The 13,903-nt window shown below is 67.8% G+C and carries 20 protein-coding genes and 1 tRNA gene; 5 read left to right on the top strand and 16 right to left on the bottom strand.

Annotated features, from left to right (window positions below; all coding sequences use genetic code 11):
- Window positions 1-62 precede the first annotated feature (62 nt).
- Window positions 63-530 (top strand): hypothetical protein, encoded by a 468-nt coding sequence (locus C469_RS15965; protein WP_008008450.1) that lies wholly within the window; start codon window positions 63-65, stop codon window positions 528-530.
- A 495-nt stretch (window positions 531-1,025) separates the two neighbouring features.
- Here the strand turns inward: C469_RS15965 and C469_RS15960 are convergent, their stop codons facing one another.
- Window positions 1,026-1,373: a hypothetical protein gene (locus C469_RS15960; RefSeq protein ID WP_008008448.1), complete on the bottom strand. Its 348-nt coding sequence runs from the start codon at window positions 1,371-1,373 to the stop codon at window positions 1,026-1,028.
- Window positions 1,370-2,407 carry an Mrp/NBP35 family ATP-binding protein gene (locus C469_RS15955; protein WP_008008446.1) on the bottom strand — a complete coding sequence of 346 codons (1,038 nt, stop codon included), beginning with the start codon at window positions 2,405-2,407 and terminating at the stop codon, window positions 1,370-1,372. The genes C469_RS15960 and C469_RS15955 overlap by 4 nt, the downstream gene beginning before the upstream one ends.
- Window positions 2,408-2,536: 129 nt before the next feature.
- On the opposite strand from C469_RS15955, the gene C469_RS15950 reads away from it, so the two are divergent.
- Window positions 2,537-3,304: a response regulator gene (locus tag C469_RS15950; RefSeq protein WP_008008444.1), complete on the top strand. Its 768-nt coding sequence runs from the start codon at window positions 2,537-2,539 to the stop codon at window positions 3,302-3,304.
- Here C469_RS15950 and C469_RS15945 read toward each other — a convergent pair.
- Together C469_RS15945 and mvk are read right to left on the bottom strand one after the other, a co-directional pair.
- On the bottom strand, window positions 3,301-4,092 hold the full coding sequence (locus C469_RS15945) for an isopentenyl phosphate kinase (protein ID WP_008008442.1): 792 nt from the start codon (window positions 4,090-4,092) through the stop codon (window positions 3,301-3,303). The genes C469_RS15950 and C469_RS15945 overlap by 4 nt on opposite strands.
- The gene (mvk, locus tag C469_RS15940; protein ID WP_008008440.1) at window positions 4,089-5,105 is read right to left on the bottom strand and encodes a mevalonate kinase; all 1,017 of its coding nucleotides are present in this window, start codon (window positions 5,103-5,105) and stop codon (window positions 4,089-4,091) included. Before mvk ends, C469_RS15945 begins: the two co-directional genes overlap by 4 nt.
- Window positions 5,106-5,242: 137 nt before the next feature.
- On the opposite strand from mvk, the gene C469_RS15935 reads away from it, so the two are divergent.
- From C469_RS15935 to C469_RS15925, 3 genes are all read left to right on the top strand, one after another.
- A complete protein-coding gene (locus C469_RS15935; protein WP_008008437.1) occupies window positions 5,243-6,457 on the top strand; it encodes an RNA-guided endonuclease InsQ/TnpB family protein in 1,215 nt (404 codons plus the stop codon).
- A 185-nt stretch (window positions 6,458-6,642) separates the two neighbouring features.
- Window positions 6,643-7,245, top strand: coding sequence for a mechanosensitive ion channel domain-containing protein (locus tag C469_RS15930; RefSeq protein ID WP_008008436.1), 603 nt, complete (start codon window positions 6,643-6,645; stop codon window positions 7,243-7,245).
- A gap of 45 nt (window positions 7,246-7,290) precedes the next feature.
- Complete coding sequence (locus C469_RS15925; protein ID WP_008008433.1) at window positions 7,291-7,650, top strand: DUF4870 domain-containing protein; 360 nt, start codon at window positions 7,291-7,293, stop codon at window positions 7,648-7,650.
- A 100-nt stretch (window positions 7,651-7,750) separates the two neighbouring features.
- On the opposite strand, the gene rpsB is transcribed toward C469_RS15925, so the two are convergent.
- The 12 genes from rpsB to C469_RS15865 all read right to left on the bottom strand — a co-directional run bounded on the left by rpsB (window position 7,751) and on the right by C469_RS15865 (window position 13,889).
- Entirely contained in the window at window positions 7,751-8,593 is an 843-nt protein-coding gene (gene rpsB / locus C469_RS15920; RefSeq protein WP_008008431.1) for a 30S ribosomal protein S2, read from the bottom strand.
- Window positions 8,594-8,609: 16 nt separating this feature from the next.
- Window positions 8,610-9,812 carry a phosphopyruvate hydratase gene (eno, locus tag C469_RS15915; RefSeq protein ID WP_008008429.1) on the bottom strand — a complete coding sequence of 401 codons (1,203 nt, stop codon included), beginning with the start codon at window positions 9,810-9,812 and terminating at the stop codon, window positions 8,610-8,612.
- Complete coding sequence (locus C469_RS15910) at window positions 9,812-9,991, bottom strand: DNA-directed RNA polymerase subunit K (protein ID WP_008008427.1); 180 nt, start codon at window positions 9,989-9,991, stop codon at window positions 9,812-9,814. The genes eno and C469_RS15910 overlap by 1 nt, the downstream gene beginning before the upstream one ends.
- A gap of 3 nt (window positions 9,992-9,994) precedes the next feature.
- On the bottom strand, window positions 9,995-10,189 hold the full coding sequence (locus C469_RS15905) for a DNA-directed RNA polymerase subunit N (RefSeq protein ID WP_006628058.1): 195 nt from the start codon (window positions 10,187-10,189) through the stop codon (window positions 9,995-9,997).
- Between the two features lie 12 nt (window positions 10,190-10,201).
- Window positions 10,202-10,600 carry a 30S ribosomal protein S9 gene (locus C469_RS15900; RefSeq protein WP_008008425.1) on the bottom strand — a complete coding sequence of 133 codons (399 nt, stop codon included), beginning with the start codon at window positions 10,598-10,600 and terminating at the stop codon, window positions 10,202-10,204.
- A complete protein-coding gene (locus C469_RS15895; protein ID WP_008008423.1) occupies window positions 10,594-11,043 on the bottom strand; it encodes a 50S ribosomal protein L13 in 450 nt (149 codons plus the stop codon). The genes C469_RS15900 and C469_RS15895 overlap by 7 nt, the downstream gene beginning before the upstream one ends.
- Window positions 11,040-11,393, bottom strand: a complete 354-nt coding sequence (locus tag C469_RS15890; RefSeq protein WP_008008421.1) for a 50S ribosomal protein L18e — start codon at window positions 11,391-11,393, stop codon at window positions 11,040-11,042. The genes C469_RS15895 and C469_RS15890 overlap by 4 nt, the downstream gene beginning before the upstream one ends.
- A 39-nt stretch (window positions 11,394-11,432) precedes the next feature.
- Window positions 11,433-11,517 (bottom strand) — tRNA-Leu (locus C469_RS15885).
- A gap of 173 nt (window positions 11,518-11,690) precedes the next feature.
- Entirely contained in the window at window positions 11,691-12,443 is a 753-nt protein-coding gene (locus tag C469_RS15880; RefSeq protein ID WP_008008419.1) for a DNA-directed RNA polymerase subunit D, read from the bottom strand.
- A gap of 1 nt (window position 12,444) precedes the next feature.
- Window positions 12,445-12,834 (bottom strand): 30S ribosomal protein S11, encoded by a 390-nt coding sequence (locus tag C469_RS15875; RefSeq protein WP_004046448.1) that lies wholly within the window; start codon window positions 12,832-12,834, stop codon window positions 12,445-12,447.
- Window positions 12,835-12,840: 6 nt separating this feature from the next.
- Window positions 12,841-13,368 (bottom strand): 30S ribosomal protein S4, encoded by a 528-nt coding sequence (locus C469_RS15870; RefSeq protein WP_008008417.1) that lies wholly within the window; start codon window positions 13,366-13,368, stop codon window positions 12,841-12,843.
- Window positions 13,365-13,889: a 30S ribosomal protein S13 gene (locus C469_RS15865; RefSeq protein ID WP_008008416.1), complete on the bottom strand. Its 525-nt coding sequence runs from the start codon at window positions 13,887-13,889 to the stop codon at window positions 13,365-13,367. The genes C469_RS15870 and C469_RS15865 overlap by 4 nt, the downstream gene beginning before the upstream one ends.
- Window positions 13,890-13,903: the final 14 nt, after the last annotated feature.

Genomic DNA, 13,903 nt, shown 5'->3' with positions numbered 1-13,903 from the left:
GATCGATCAATGGGGTTCCGGCCGCCACAAAGTATTCCTCCGCGGCCGAGTCGCCTCCACGCATGCGACGCAGGGCCCTCCTCGCGACCGCGGCCGCCGTCTCGACCGCCTCGCTCGCCGGCTGTCCCACGCCGCCGTGGGGCGAGATTCCCGAGACCGTCGACGGCGCCGAGGTAACCCTCCGGCGCGAACACACCGCCGAGTTCGATTCCGGCGAGCCGAGTCCGTGGGACGCCGCCGTCCTGCTTCGCGCGGTCGACGCCGAACCGCCGCGCCTCACCGTCAGGGGACGCCTGCTCGCCGGCTCGCGCGACTGCTACCGCGTCGACCTGATCGAGGCGACCCTCGACGCCGACCGCCTGCTGCTCCGGCTGACCACCGAGGACGACCCGGACTGGGACGGCGGTCCGTGCTCCGATATCGGTCAAACGCATCCCTACGAGATCGCCGTCGCGTTCACGGAGGCGGCCGTTCCGGAGCGCGTCGAAGTCCGCCACGGCGACGAGACGGTGCTCGATGAGCGGGTTTGAACAAGCGAGTGAGGCCGAAATTATGACTCAAGATTTTATAAATGAACTGCGGTGGCGCGTGCCGATGAGCGCCCATCGGGCGCGAGTCGCACGCGCGAGGGAGTCGGTGGTCCGGAGCGAAGCGGAGGACCATCGACGAGGCTGGGGAGGCGTGAGGTGAGGTGCGGTGCGGTTGCGGGTGGGTGGGACTCAAAAGGGCAGTCGCCGGCGGCAACGCCGCCGGCTTCCAGAGGCGCGAAGCGCCTCGCTGCCGCGAGGGCGAAGCACGGCGACGGAAGCACCGCAGGGAGCGAGTGAAACGAGCGACTGAGAAGCGCACCGAGCCGCGCGAGTCCTCGCGGCTGGGACTTTGGAGGTCTTCACCGCCGATCCACTGTCGGCCGCTTATAAGCGAGCGGCTGGGCCTTTGGAGATGTTCACCGCAGCACCCGTAGCACCCATTTAAAAACGATCGATGAAAACCTCTCAGCCTGCTACCTAACTACCAACCCCGCCTTATCGCTCGATCCCGCCCTGCTCTTTGATCCGCATGATGTGCCGGACGTTCAGGTAGATCTCCTCCGGCGAGGTCTGCTCGTCGGGGTCGTACAGGTCCGAGACGCGGTAGAGGATCGCGGAGAGCTGCTGGCTCTCGGAGCTGTCTCCGCGCACGTCGGCGGCGATGTCGCGGAGGAACTCTCTAATCTCGTCGTCGTCGGGGAACTCCCCGGCGGCCGCGTCCGCGGCCGACGCCGGGACGACCGGGTCGACGCCGGCGGCGTCGAGGGGGTCGGCGGGGTCGTCCTCGTCCCCGGCGCGCTCGGCTTCCTCACCGCCCTCGTCTGCTCCATTCCCCCCGCTCATCGCCCCTCGCTCACCCCGCGTCGGCGCACCACGCCGGCGTTGTTCGCGACGTTCTCCACTATCACCCTGAACGCGTCCCCGGTCTCGCCCTCCTCTAAGACGACCGGCTCGCCGTCGTCGCCGCCGGTGCGGACCGCGGGGTCGAGCGGGACGCCGCCCAGGAAGGGGAGCTCGTGCTCCTGCGCCAACGCCTTCCCGCCGCCGGAGCCGAATATCTCGTGGAAGCCGCCGCAGTCGGGACACCGAAAGCCGGCCATGTTCTCGGCGATCCCGAGCACGTTCGTGTCGTGTTTGCCGAACATCCGGAGCCCCTTCACCGCGTCGTCGAGCGCGACCTCCTGGGGCGTCGTGACGATCACGGCGCCCGTCAGCGGGAGCGTCTGGAGGATCGTGAGCTGGGTGTCGCCGGTGCCGGGCGGCAGGTCCATCACGAGGTAGTCGAGATCGCCCCACTCCACGTCCTCGACGAGCTGGGTGATGATCTTGTGGACCATCGGGCCGCGCCAGATGACGGGGTCGTCCTCCCCGGTGAGGAAGTCCATGCTCATCAGCTTCACGCCGAAGCGCTCGGGCGGGACGATCGTCTCGCCGTCGGTCTGCGGGCGCTCCTCGGCCGAGACCATCCGCGGCACGTTGGGGCCGTACACGTCGGCGTCGAAGAGACCGACGCGGGCGCCGAGCGCCGAAAGCCCCGCCGCAATGTTGACGGCCATCGTCGACTTGCCGACGCCGCCCTTCCCGGAGGCGACCGCGATCACGTTCTTGACGCCCGGGAGCACCTGCTCGTCCGCGTCCAGCTTGTTCGGGATCGACGCCGACAGCTCCACGTCGAGGCCGGTGTCCGCGAGCGCGTCCCGCACGTCCTCAGCGATCGCGGACTCGTGCGGAGAGAAGGGGGCGCCGAGCGCGAGCGAGACGCGAATCTCGCTATCGTCCACCTCGACGTCGTTCACCAGCCCGAGCGAGACGATATCGTCGCCGAGGTCGGGATCTCCCACGTCCGCGAGCCGCTCCCGCACGTCCGCTTCGTTCATGTCCGAAGGGACGGTCGTGGGTCGAATAAGGGTTCTGTACGGACCCGAGAGCGTCGCCGTCCGGGGGTCACGCTCCCAGTCGGTTCCGATCCTCGAAGTGCTTATGGTGTGACGGAGTCGCGTTCCGATATGCACGACGGGACGGAGCCGACGGCGACGACCCGGCTGCTCCACGTCGAAGACGACCCCGCGTTCGCCGACCTCACCGCGACGTATATCGATCGCCTCGACCGAGATATCGACCACGAGGCCGTCCGAACGGTGGCGGCGGCCACGGAGCGGTTCGACGAGGACGCGTTCGACGCCGTCGTCTGCGATTACGACCTCCCCGACGGGACCGGCATCGACTTCCTCGAACGCGTCCGCGAGGTCGCTCCCGAGTTCCCCTTCGTCCTCTTCACCGGGAAGGGGAGCGAGGAGGTCGCCAGCGAGGCGATCTCGGCCGGGGTCACCGACTACCTCCAGAAGGGGAGCGGCGCCGACCAGTTCGAGATGCTCGTCAACCGGCTCCGCAACGCGGTCGATCGCTATCGGCTCGGCCGACAGGTCGAACGCAGCATCGCCGCGCTGGAGGCCGCCAGCGAGCCGATCGGAATCCTCGGCGCCGAGGGGACCTACCTCTTCGCCAACGAGGCGTACGCCTCGGTGTACGGGATCGACCGTGAGACGCTGGTCGGGACGCACTGGAAGCGGTTCTACCCCGAGGACGAGATCGAGCGGTTCACCGACGAGATCCTGCCGATCGTGACCGAGGAGGGATACTGGACCGGGGAGGCGACGGTCGACTGCGTCGACGGCGGACGGGTGCGCGAGCGGCTCGTGCTCACCCACACGACCGACGGGGGCCACGTGTGTATCGTCCGCGGGGCCGAACCGGTCGGAGACGGCCCGGCCTAGTCGATCCGCGTCCCGGCGTCCTCGCCGCGCAGGAACGGCGCCAGCCCCGCGGCGCCGAACACGTACGCGGGCGCGTCGAGCGCCAGTAGCTCCCGGACCTTCGCGGCCATCCCGCCCGACACATCGGTCGCGTCGCTCGCGCCCAGCGCGTCGGCGACCGACTCGAACGAGTCGATCGACGGGAGCACCGCGCCGTCGCCGTCGAGGACGCCCGGGACCGTCGAGCAGACGCCGACCCGCCGCGCGCCGAGCCCGACGGCGAGTTCGACCACAAGCTCGTCCCCGGAGACGACGGTGACCCCCTCGCCGGCGGTCGCGACGCCGTCGCCGTGGAGCACGGGGACGAACCCCTCGCCGAGCAGCGTCACGGTCGAGGAGAGCGGGAGGTCGAGGTCGCCGTCGACCCCGTCCGGGCGGGCCGAGAGCGAGAGCGGATGGACCGGTACGGCGGGGACGCCCCGCTCCTGCAGCCGGTCGAGGACCGCCCGATTCAGTTCGGCCATCGCGCCGTGGATGTCCGTCACCGCGACGGCGTCGTCGGTTCCCGTGGTCGTCGACACGCCGTGTTCGCTGGCGTGGTGGTGGCCGAAGCTCCCGCCGCCGTGGACGACGACGAGCCGCTCGACCGCGCCGTCGGCGAGCGCGCCCGCGACCGCGTCGCAGGCCGCGTCGAGGGCGTCACCGTCGAGCGTCTCGGGACGGTCCTTCTCCGTGATCAGGCTCCCCCCGAGCTTGAGCACGATCGGGGGGTCCGCGTCGGAGCCCGGACCAGTGCCGTCTCCCGTCACGGCTCAACCACCCGAACGCCCTCGGTCGCCAGCTCCGCGCGGAACGCCTCCTCACAGCCCTGCGTGAAGGAGAGCGCGGTCTCGGTCGCGTCGCTCGCGTCGAGCGCGACGATGCAGCCGCCGCCGCCCGCGCCGGTGAGCTTCGCGCCGTGCGCGCCCGCGTCGCGGGCGGCCCACACCATCGCGTCGAGCGAGCGGGCGGAGACGCCGAGCGCGGCAAGGAGGCCGTGGTTGAAGTCCATCAGCTCGCCCAGCTCCGCGAGCAGCTCCGGCGACGTCTCTTCCTCGGGGGCGGCGTCGGCGAGCAGGGTCTCACCGGTCCGGACCAGGTCGCCGACCGACCCGACGGTGTCGGCCGCGAACCCGTACTCCTCGCGCAGCTCACCGACGCCGGCCACGAGCTCGCCGGTGTCGCCGGCGCCGCCGTCGAAGCCGACGACGAACGGGAGGTTCGGCGCCGCGATCGGCTCGCAGTCGTCGCCCTCGACGCGGACCGCGCCGCCCATCGTCGAGCAGAACGTGTCGGCGCGCGAGGCCTGTCCGTCCTGCACCTCGTGTTCGGCGCGGTACGCGCGGTCGGCCAGCTCCCGGCGGTCGAGGGGATCGCCCAGCGCGCGCGTTGCGGCGTCGATCCCCGCGACCACGACGGCCGCGGAGGAGCCGAGCCCGGCCCCGAGCGGGATGTCGCTCTCGACGGTGATGTCGAAGCCGGCGTCGGGGGCGTCCGCCGCGTCCCGCGCCTGCTCGACCGCGGCGTCGACGTACCCCATCGCGGCCTCGACCAGCGGGGTCGGCACGTCCACGTCGGGGCGGTCCCCGGTTCCGCCGGAGTACTCCACCGTGAACCCGTCGAGCGAGAGGTCCTCGGCCTCGACGCGGACGTGGTCGTCCTCCCGGGGTTCGGCGGTCACGGTGGCGCGTCGCTCGATCGCCGCCGGCACGGCGGGCTCGCCGTAGACGACGGCGTGTTCGCCGAAGAGGTACACCTTCCCCGGCGCTTCACAGACGGTCATCTTTTTACAAATGGGAAACCCCGACGTTCACGGCGGGGAGGAACGTGACACGGTGCGAATCTACGCTACTCTCGGTTGCTGACATACTCCCCACTACGAGCAGAATTATTATAAATCTACTTCACTACATATGAAATATGGCGGAGGTGCGTCGCACGGTCGTCGTCAAACTCGACGTAGACGACAGCGACGCGACTCTCCTCCACGAAACCATCGAGGAGTATCTGTGGGCGTGTAACTACGTCGTCAAAGACGCATGGAAAGACGACTACAAGCCCACCTCCAAGACCAAGCTTCATGACCGAACGTACTCGGACGTGCGCGAACAGACGCGCCTCCAAGCAAATCTCGTTCAATCTGCACGCAGCAAGGCCGCCGAAGCCATCAAGGGCGTCGTCGCTCGGTGGAAGCGCGGCAAGAAGGCGTCACAACCACACTTCACGACGCCCTCTATCCGGTACGACAAACGGAGTGCGACGTTCCACGATGATCACGTGTCCCTCTCCACGGTGAACGGACGTATCGAAGCCGAATACGTCCTCCCGCCGGAGGGAGACAACCCGCACACCAAGTACCTCCGCAACGACGAGTACGAACTCACGGGTGCGACGCTTCAGTACCGCGACGCGACGGACACCTTTTTCCTCCACATCGGAACGAAGGCCGACGTGGAGTCCGAGATACCGGACCAAGGCGACGCCGAGAACAGCACAGTCCTCGGCGTGGACCTCGGTATCGAACAGATAGCCGTCACGTCGACCGGACAGTTCTGGAGCGGCGACTACCTCGCCCACCGTCGCCGGGAGCACGAGCGCGTGCGCGGCGACCTGCAACGGACGGGTACGGAGTCGGCCCATCGAACTATTGATCAGATGGGCAACCGAGAGACGCGGTGGGTAGAGGATTACCTCCACCGAATCTCGAAAGCCATCGTCCAAGAGGCGGTCGCACACGGGTGCGACAAGATAGCGTTCGAGGAGTTGACGGGCATCCGCGATCGGATGCCGGGCGCAAAGAAGTTCCATGCGTGGGCATTCCGCCGCTTGTACGACTATACCGCATACAAGGCCGAAGCGGAAGACATCGACGCCATGCAGGTAGACCCGGCGTACACGTCCAAACGGTGCTCGAAGTGCGGGACGACGCTGGACGAGAATCGTCCGTCGCAAACGCGGTTCTGTTGCCAGAAGTGTGGGTACGAGGTCAACGCGGATTACAACGCGGCGAAGAACATCGGGTTTCGACTACTCCGTGCGGGGCAAAAGTCTCCGCACGGAGGGGCGATCACTCACCTCGCCCTAAAGTCGGGGACGCTGAACGTGAACGGCGGCTACTCGCCTGCCACCCAGTAGGGTCGGCCAGAACGGGAGTCCACCGACAAGCTCTGCCTTTTAGGGCGGAGAAGGTGACACGAACTCCCTCTCTCCGCGTGCTCACAGGCGTTGCGCTTGTGGGCGGGGCGAGCAGAGGAGTATTCGGAGCGGCAAGCCCCTCCGACCCCGCCAGCTTTTCGGTATCGGCCCCCGTCGTGCGCGCCATGACGACGCTCCCGTCGCTTCTGACGCGGTCGATCGCGAACTTCGTCGACGGCGTGGCCGTCGCGATACCGCGGCTGCTCTCGGGGCTGGTCTTCCTCGCGCTGGCGTACGTGACCGTGCGAATCGTGCTCTCTCTGGTTCGAACCTCGATCAACCGGCTCTACGTCGGCGACCGCGAGCTCGTTGGCGACCTCCTCGTCACGCTCGCGGCGATCTTCCTGTGGTTCGGCGTCGCGCTGACGTTCCTCAAGATCCTCGGCATGGGCGACATCGCGGCGAGTCTGGGCACCGCCGTCGGCTTCATCGCGCTCGGCGTCTCCTACGCGCTCTCCGAGATGATCGAGGACACGGTGGCGGGCGTCTACCTCCTCCGCGACCCCGACTTCAACCCGGGGTACCGCGTCGAGGCGAAGGGCGTGACCGGAACGGTTGCCGCCATCGAGCTCCGGAAGACTAGAATCGACACGGACGCCGGCGATCGGGTCGTGCTGGCGAACCGGGAGATCGAGTCTCGATGGACCCACGACGTACCGGAGGCGGAAGAGGACGCGGGCGACACAGACGCGGACGACGCGGACGGCGAATCGACGCCGGCTGCGTAGAGAGCTGCGAAAACAATTAACTACCGGGCGCCGGATCTCGGCCCCATGTCCTCCACACCGGAGACGACGGACGCCGGCGCGGCAGGCGACGGTCACACCGACGGAAACACCTCCATGGCGGCCATCACGCATATTCTCGCGCTGTTCACGTGGCTGATCGGGCCGCTCGTGGTCCTTCTCGTCACCGACGACGAGTTCGTGAAGTCGAACGCGCGCAAAGCGATCAACTGGCAGATCTGGCTCACGATCTACTCGATTATCGCCGGAATCCTGATCCTCGTCGGGATCGGGATTCTGCTGCTCCCGCTGCTCGGCCTCATCGACCTCGTGTTCGTCGTCATCGCCGCGGTGAAGGCGGCCGACGGCGAGGTGTGGAGCTACCCGCTGACGATCGATCTGTTGTAGGCAGTAGCCGCGGTCCGTTTTCGAGCCGATCTCGCGCGATCGCCGCCGCTCGGGACCAATCAGAGCGTTTGCGAAAAGTCGAACTCGACGTCGAAACGGCCTACAGTTCGTCCTCGAAGTCGTCGAGGGCGAACACGGTGTCGGCGCCGCGGCGGTCAAGCGTCTCGTTGGCGAGGAGCCAGTAGACGACCGACAGCGCGCGTCGGCCCTTGTTGTTCGTCGGGATGACGAGGTCGACGTTCGACAGCTGGTTGTTGGAGTCGCACATCGCGATCACCGGGATACCGACGGTGATTGCCTCCTTGACGGCCTGCGCGTCGCCGATGGGGTCAGTGACCACGACGACGTCCGGCTCGATGTAGCCGGCGTAGTCGGGGTTCGTCAGCGTGCCGGGGATGAAGCGTCCCGTGCGGGCGCGGGCGCCGATGGCGTCCGCGAACTTCTCGGCCGGGAACCGGCCGTACTGCCGCGAGGACGTGACGAGGATCTGCTCGGGGTCGTAGTTCGCGAGGAAGTCCGCGGCGGTGCGGATCCGCTGGTCCGTCGTGCTCACGTCGAGCACGTACAGGCCGTCGTCGCGAACGCGGTGGATGAACCGCTCCATGTCCTTCGTCTTCTGCTGGGTCCCGATGTGGACACCGGCGGAGAGGTAGTCCTCGACGGGGATCAGCAGGTCGACGTCGTCGTCGGGCATGACGTCGTCGTCGAACGGGGAGGCGTCCTCCTCGTCCGCGGCGTCGTCCGTCGTCTCCTCCGCGGCCGCGTCGGCGGCCGCGCTCTCGGCGTCGGCGGGTGCCTCGGTTTCGGCGTCGGCGGACGCCTCATCGGCGGCCGCGTCGGCGGTCGGTTCCTCGGTCGTGTCGGCCTCCTCCTCGACCGCCGCGTCGACCGCCTCGGTCTCCGCGTCGTCGTCGAGTTCGACCGCGTCGTTGTCTTCGCTCATGCGTGGTGTCGGTCCGTCATACCGCGTCGTCCGCGATGCGGACCAGTTCGTTCAGCTTGGCGGTGCGCTCGCCGCCGACCGTGCCGGTCTTGATGAACCCGGCGTCGGTCGCCACGGCGAGGTGTGCGATGGTGGTGTCCTCGGTCTCGCCCGAACGGTGGGAGATGACCGTCTCGTAGCCGTTGCGGGCGGCGAGTTCGACCGCGTCGAACGTGTCCGACAGCGTCCCGATCTGGTTCGGCTTGATGAGGATGCTGTTGGCCGCGCCGACGTCGATCCCCTCCTGGAGCCGCTCGACGTTGGTGACGAACAGGTCGTCGCCGCAGATCATCGTCCGGTCGCCGACCCGGTCGGTCAGCTCCGCGAACGCCTCGTAATCGTTCTCGTCGAGCGGGTCCTCGACGTACGCGAGGTCGTACTCGTCGACGAGGCCGGCGACGTACTCCACCTGCTCGTCGGTCGACTTCGTCTCGTCGCCGTAGACGTACGCTTCGCTGTCGTCGTCGTACAGCTCTGCTGCGGCCATGTCGAGACCGAAGCGGATCTCGAAGCCCACGTCGTCTTCGACGCGGTCGACCGCCTCGTCGACGACCTCGAACGCGTCGGCGTCCGAGATGGGGGGCGCCCACGCGCCCTCGTCGCCCTTCGCGGCCGGCACGCCGCGCTCGTCGAGCACGTCCGCGACCGCCGCGTGGACCGCGGCGTTCGCAAAGACGGCCTCCGAGACGCTGGGCGCGCCGACGGGCGCCGCGAGGAACTCCTGAATGTGGGTCGCCTCCTTGGCGTGCTCCCCGCCGCCGACGACGTTGCCGAGCGGAACGGGGAAGTTCTCGCCGCGGAACGCGCCTCCGAGGTGCTGGTAGAGCGGCGCGCCGAGCACGTCGGCGGCGGCCTTCGCGGCCGCCATCGAGATGGCGACCGCGCTGTTGGCGCCGATCGCGGAGAAGTCGTCCGTGCCGTCGGCGGCGCGCAGCGCGCTGTCGACGGCGCGCTGGTCGCCGGCGTAGACGCCTTCGAGGCGAGGGACCGCGTGCTCGCGGGCCTTCGCGATGGACTCGTTCGCGGGCAGTTCGATCGCCTCGTACTCGCCCGTCGAGGCCCCGCTGGGGGCCGCCCCGCGGCCGAAGCCGCCGGACTCGGTGAGCACGTCGGCCTCGACGGTGGGGTTTCCGCGCGAGTCGAGCACGCGACGCAGCGAGATGCTGGTGATTCGTGTCATTAGTTGGATTCCCTCCGAACGGTGAACGGAAGCGCCCCCGCGTCGTACTCCTCGGCGGCGACGAGGATCGGCTCCGTCTGGTCCGTCTCGATCAGCACGGGCGCCCCGTAGGACACCTGCAGCGCTCGCGCGCCGAGGATCCGTGCTTTCTCGTATCGATTGTATCGCTGTCCTGACATGGTTTACTGGTACGGTGAGACGACGTCGACGAGGTCGCGGTGGCTGACCAGCATTCGGCGGCAGCAGTGCCGGTCGACGCCGAGGTCGTCGAGCACTTCGCCCGGGTCCTCGTCGCCCTCGCGGGCGCGCTCCTTGAATTCTTCCCAGTGTTCACCCACGACGTTGCCGCACGTGAAACACCGGACGGGGATCATCATGACTGGATCACCTCAGCGGTAGGACTTCTGGTAGCGGGCACGCGCGCCGGGTCCGCCCCACTTCTTGGGTTCGGACTGGCGCACGTCGTTGACCAGCAGCGTGCGGTCGAAGTTCATGTACGCGTCGCGCAGCTCGGCGTCGCCGAGGTGCTGGACGAGACCGCGCGCGATGGCGGTCCGCGTCGCGTCGGCCTGGCCGCTGAAGCCGCCGCCCTCGACGTTGACCTCGATGTCGACGCCGTCGCGGAGCTCCTCGCCCGCGATGCGGAACGGCTCCAGCATCTTGAGTCGCGCCTGCTCCGGTTCGACCAGCTCGACTGGCTGGGAGTTGATGCGAACGCGACCGGCGCCGTCGCGCACGGTGGCGCGGGCGACGGCCGTCTTCTTCTTGCCTGAGGTGTTAGTTACCATGTGACGTTGGCTCCCAGAGACTCGGAGATATCCCCGAGCGTCGTGAATTTGATGTTCGAGAGGCGGTCGAGCGAGGTGCCGTCGAGGACGACGCTCTCGACGTCCTCGTCGCGCTCGTAGGGGTTCCCGACGTACACGCGCACGTTCGAGAACGCCTCGCGGCCGTCCTCCGTCTTGTACGGCAGCATGCCGCGGATGGCACGCTTGAAGATCCGGTCGGGGCGCTTGGGGTAGTACGGCCCGCTGTCGGAGCCGAGCTCCGCGCGGGTGTGGTACGTCTCCATCGTCGCCTCCTCGTTACCGGTGATGACCGCGCGCTCGGCGTTGACAACGGCGACCGTCTCGCCGTCGAGGACGCGCTGGGCGACCTTCGACGAGACGCGACCGAGGATGCAGTCTCGGGCGTCGACGACGACGTCCGCGTCGATCTTCGCGAGACTCATCGGATCACCCGGACGTTGCTCCCTTCGGGATTCTGTTCAATGAACTGTTCGAGCGACACCGCTTCGCCGGCCTGATCGATCTTCGTACGGGCGGTGCCCGAGAAGTCGACGGCGGCGACGGTGACGTTCTTTTCGAGCACACCGCTGCCCAGCACCTTGCCGGGGACGACGACCGTCTCGTCTTCCTGAGCGTACCGCTCGATGCGACCCAGGTTGACCTCAGCGTGCGTGCGCCGTGGCTTCTCCAGTCGGGCGGCGATGTCCTGCCATACGTTGGCACCGGAATCGCGCGAGACCGACTTCAGATCGGCGATGAGGTTCTGTAGTTTCGGATTCGTCTTGCTACTCATAGCTGTCCCTCCTGAAGTGGAGAGTTAGTGAAAACGGAGTGCAGGGAGCAGGATTTGAACCTGCGGACCTCTACAGGACAGCGCCCTGAACGCTGCGCCGTTGGCCTGACTTGGCTATCCCTGCGTGCACTCCTGCGTAATCCGGCTCCCTTCAAACCACTTTCGGTCCCGTCGTCGGGACGGCCCGGATTCGATTCGGGCGTAAACCGCTCCGACACCGTGTCGGAGCGGATCGCGGCGCCGCGGCTCCGTGCAGGGGCGAGCGCCGAGCGTGTGGTTCGAAGGTCCGTCATTACGTTAGACTGCGACTTTCGTCTGTAGTTCGTCCGCGCGCTCCTCGATGGAGTCGATCGCGCGGAGCAGCAGTTCCTCGACGCTGAACGAGCCGTCCGTCTCGATGTGGAACACGAAGGCGCCGGGGACATCCTCGACGCTGACTTCCTTCCCGGGGAACCGCTCCGAGAGGTCGTTGTCGAACTCGTCGGTGAGCTCTATCGACCCGTCGGGCGTCTCGATGACCCCGCGGAGGATCCGCGGCTCGTCGTCGTCGAACTCGCCGAGGTCGCCCTCGACGGAGACGCGCTGAAGGTGGCGATACCCGACGGAGACGCCGCCCTGGTGTTTGGCGTGCTCCTTGCCGGAGTCGAGCACCGCGGTGGCCTCGAACTCCAACCGCTGTCCCTCCTTCAGCTCGATGATCGGGACGTTGTCGTCGGCGACCCCGACGAGCGGGTCGGCGCTCTCGATGTCGCCGGAGTACGCCGTCGCCGGGCCTTCGACGTCGAGCGCGAGAGTGACCTCGTCGCCGACCTCGAAGTCGTCGAGCGGCGTCGTCAGGGGAACGAGCCCCAGCCGAAGCCCGATCATCTCGTCGAACATGACGGAGGAGTTCTCGACGAACCGAACGGTGTCGATCGAGAACGTCGGGACGTCGGCGATCATCGCGCGGCGGATGCCGTTGGCGAACGCCGGCGTGAGCCCGCGGATCAGCACCCGCGCGCTGCGTTCGTCCCGTTCGACGTACTGGACGTCGAAGTCGTCTTCCGTCATGTCAGACTCGCTTGTTCTTGGGCGCCTTCGTCCCGTCGTGCGGGATGGGCGTGACGTCCTCGATCCGGCCGATCTCGACGCCCGCACGCGAGAGCGCGCGGATCGTCGCCTGCGCACCGGGACCGGTGGACTTGTTCAGGTTGCCGCCGGGGCCGCGCACGCGAACGTGCACGCCCTCTAAGCCGGCGTCCTTGACGCGCTCGGCGACGACCTCCGCCATCTGCATGGCGGCGTACGGCGACGCCTCGTCGCGGTTCTGCTTCACCACGGTGCCGCCGGACGACTTGGCGATCGTCTCGGCGCCCGTCTCGTCGGTGACCGTGATGAGCGTGTTGTTGAACGACGCGTACACGTGGGCGATGCCCCACTTTCCGTCCTCGGATTCACTCATGGTTGGTTACTCCTGTGACTCCGCGCGCTCGGGGTGGAGATCGTCCGCGAGCGGGCTGTTCTCGTCGAAGGCGATGGCGCCTTCGTCGTCCACGTCGACCTTCACCGACGGGCGCGTGACGCGGGCGCCGTTGACGGTGATGTGGCCGTGAACGATGAACTGGCGGGCCTGCTGGGTCGAGGACGCGAACCCCTGCCGGTAGGCGACCGTCTGGAGACGGCGCTCGAGCAGGTCGGTCACGTCCAGCGAGAGGACCGCGGAGATGTCGTCGTTGTCGCCGAGGATGCCGATGCGACGGAGCCGCGTAACGAACTCCGCGCCGGCCTCCTGGGCGGCGTCGACGTCGCCCTGAGCCTCGCCGAGCAGGCGACGCGCCTCGCGTCGCATGCTGCGCAGCTCGGACTGCGCGCGCCAGAACTCCTCTTTGTTCTTCAGGCCGTACCGCGAGAGGAGGTCGGACTCCTCGGCGATGCGCTCGCCCTGGTACGGGTGGTTCGGCGTCTCGTAGCCCTTGGTGTTCTTGCCGGTGCTCATTCCTCGTCACCCGCCGCTTCTTCCTCGGCCATCTCCTCGCGGATCTCCTCGACGTTGACCCCGATGGTCCCCTCCGAGCGACCCGTGGACTTCGTGCGCTGGCCGCGTACCTTCTGGCCGCGCTTGTGTCGAACGCCCTTGTACGATTCGATGATCTTCATCCGGTTGATGTCGTGGCGACGCTTCTCGTTGACGTCGGTGCCGACGAGGTGCGTCGTCTCTCCGGAGTAGAAGTCGTTCTGTCTGTTCGTCATCCACGACGGGACGTGGTCTTCGAGGTTCTCGGCGATGTCGACCACCGCGTCGAGATCACCCTCGTCGAGGAGCCCGAACGTGGCGTTCTTGTCCACGTCGGCCTTCTCGGCGACCAGCCGCGCCGTGCGCGTGCCGATGCCGTCGAGTTCGGACAGGCTTCGCTCGACCGTCTTCGTCCCGTCGAGGTCAGCGCCCCCGATCCGGACGAAGTACTGGAGGTCTTCCTCCTCCTCCGGCGAGTCGTCCTGTGATTCTTCCGTGCTCATGTGTTGGTTGTGGT

Origin of the sequence: Halorubrum lipolyticum DSM 21995 (genome assembly GCF_000337375.1) — an archaeon.
Taxonomy (GTDB): Archaea; Halobacteriota; Halobacteria; order Halobacteriales; family Haloferacaceae; genus Halorubrum; species Halorubrum lipolyticum.
This window is presented reverse-complemented; position numbering and strand designations above follow the sequence as displayed.

Excerpts from the sequence above, each read along its gene's own strand:
- C469_RS15890 (WP_008008421.1), bottom strand. The coding sequence starts at position 11,393 with ATGAGTAGCAAGACGAATCCGAAACTACAGAACCTCATCGCCGATCTG.
- C469_RS15965 (WP_008008450.1), top strand. The coding sequence starts at position 63 with ATGCGACGCAGGGCCCTCCTCGCGACCGCGGCCGCCGTCTCGACCGCC.
- C469_RS15865 (WP_008008416.1), bottom strand. The coding sequence starts at position 13,889 with ATGAGCACGGAAGAATCACAGGACGACTCGCCGGAGGAGGAGGAAGAC.
- eno (WP_008008429.1), bottom strand. The coding sequence starts at position 9,812 with ATGACACGAATCACCAGCATCTCGCTGCGTCGCGTGCTCGACTCGCGC.
- C469_RS15935 (WP_008008437.1), top strand. The coding sequence starts at position 5,243 with ATGGCGGAGGTGCGTCGCACGGTCGTCGTCAAACTCGACGTAGACGAC.
- rpsB (WP_008008431.1), bottom strand. The coding sequence starts at position 8,593 with ATGAGCGAAGACAACGACGCGGTCGAACTCGACGACGACGCGGAGACC.
- C469_RS15900 (WP_008008425.1), bottom strand. The coding sequence starts at position 10,600 with ATGGTAACTAACACCTCAGGCAAGAAGAAGACGGCCGTCGCCCGCGCC.
- C469_RS15870 (WP_008008417.1), bottom strand. The coding sequence starts at position 13,368 with ATGAGCACCGGCAAGAACACCAAGGGCTACGAGACGCCGAACCACCCG.
- C469_RS15895 (WP_008008423.1), bottom strand. The coding sequence starts at position 11,043 with ATGAGTCTCGCGAAGATCGACGCGGACGTCGTCGTCGACGCCCGAGAC.
- mvk (WP_008008440.1), bottom strand. The coding sequence starts at position 5,105 with ATGACCGTCTGTGAAGCGCCGGGGAAGGTGTACCTCTTCGGCGAACAC.
- C469_RS15875 (WP_004046448.1), bottom strand. The coding sequence starts at position 12,834 with ATGAGTGAATCCGAGGACGGAAAGTGGGGCATCGCCCACGTGTACGCG.
- C469_RS15910 (WP_008008427.1), bottom strand. The coding sequence starts at position 9,991 with ATGTCAGGACAGCGATACAATCGATACGAGAAAGCACGGATCCTCGGC.
- C469_RS15955 (WP_008008446.1), bottom strand. The coding sequence starts at position 2,407 with ATGAACGAAGCGGACGTGCGGGAGCGGCTCGCGGACGTGGGAGATCCC.
- C469_RS15960 (WP_008008448.1), bottom strand. The coding sequence starts at position 1,373 with ATGAGCGGGGGGAATGGAGCAGACGAGGGCGGTGAGGAAGCCGAGCGC.
- C469_RS15905 (WP_006628058.1), bottom strand. The coding sequence starts at position 10,189 with ATGATGATCCCCGTCCGGTGTTTCACGTGCGGCAACGTCGTGGGTGAA.
- C469_RS15930 (WP_008008436.1), top strand. The coding sequence starts at position 6,643 with ATGACGACGCTCCCGTCGCTTCTGACGCGGTCGATCGCGAACTTCGTC.
- C469_RS15950 (WP_008008444.1), top strand. The coding sequence starts at position 2,537 with ATGCACGACGGGACGGAGCCGACGGCGACGACCCGGCTGCTCCACGTC.
- C469_RS15925 (WP_008008433.1), top strand. The coding sequence starts at position 7,291 with ATGTCCTCCACACCGGAGACGACGGACGCCGGCGCGGCAGGCGACGGT.
- C469_RS15880 (WP_008008419.1), bottom strand. The coding sequence starts at position 12,443 with ATGACGGAAGACGACTTCGACGTCCAGTACGTCGAACGGGACGAACGC.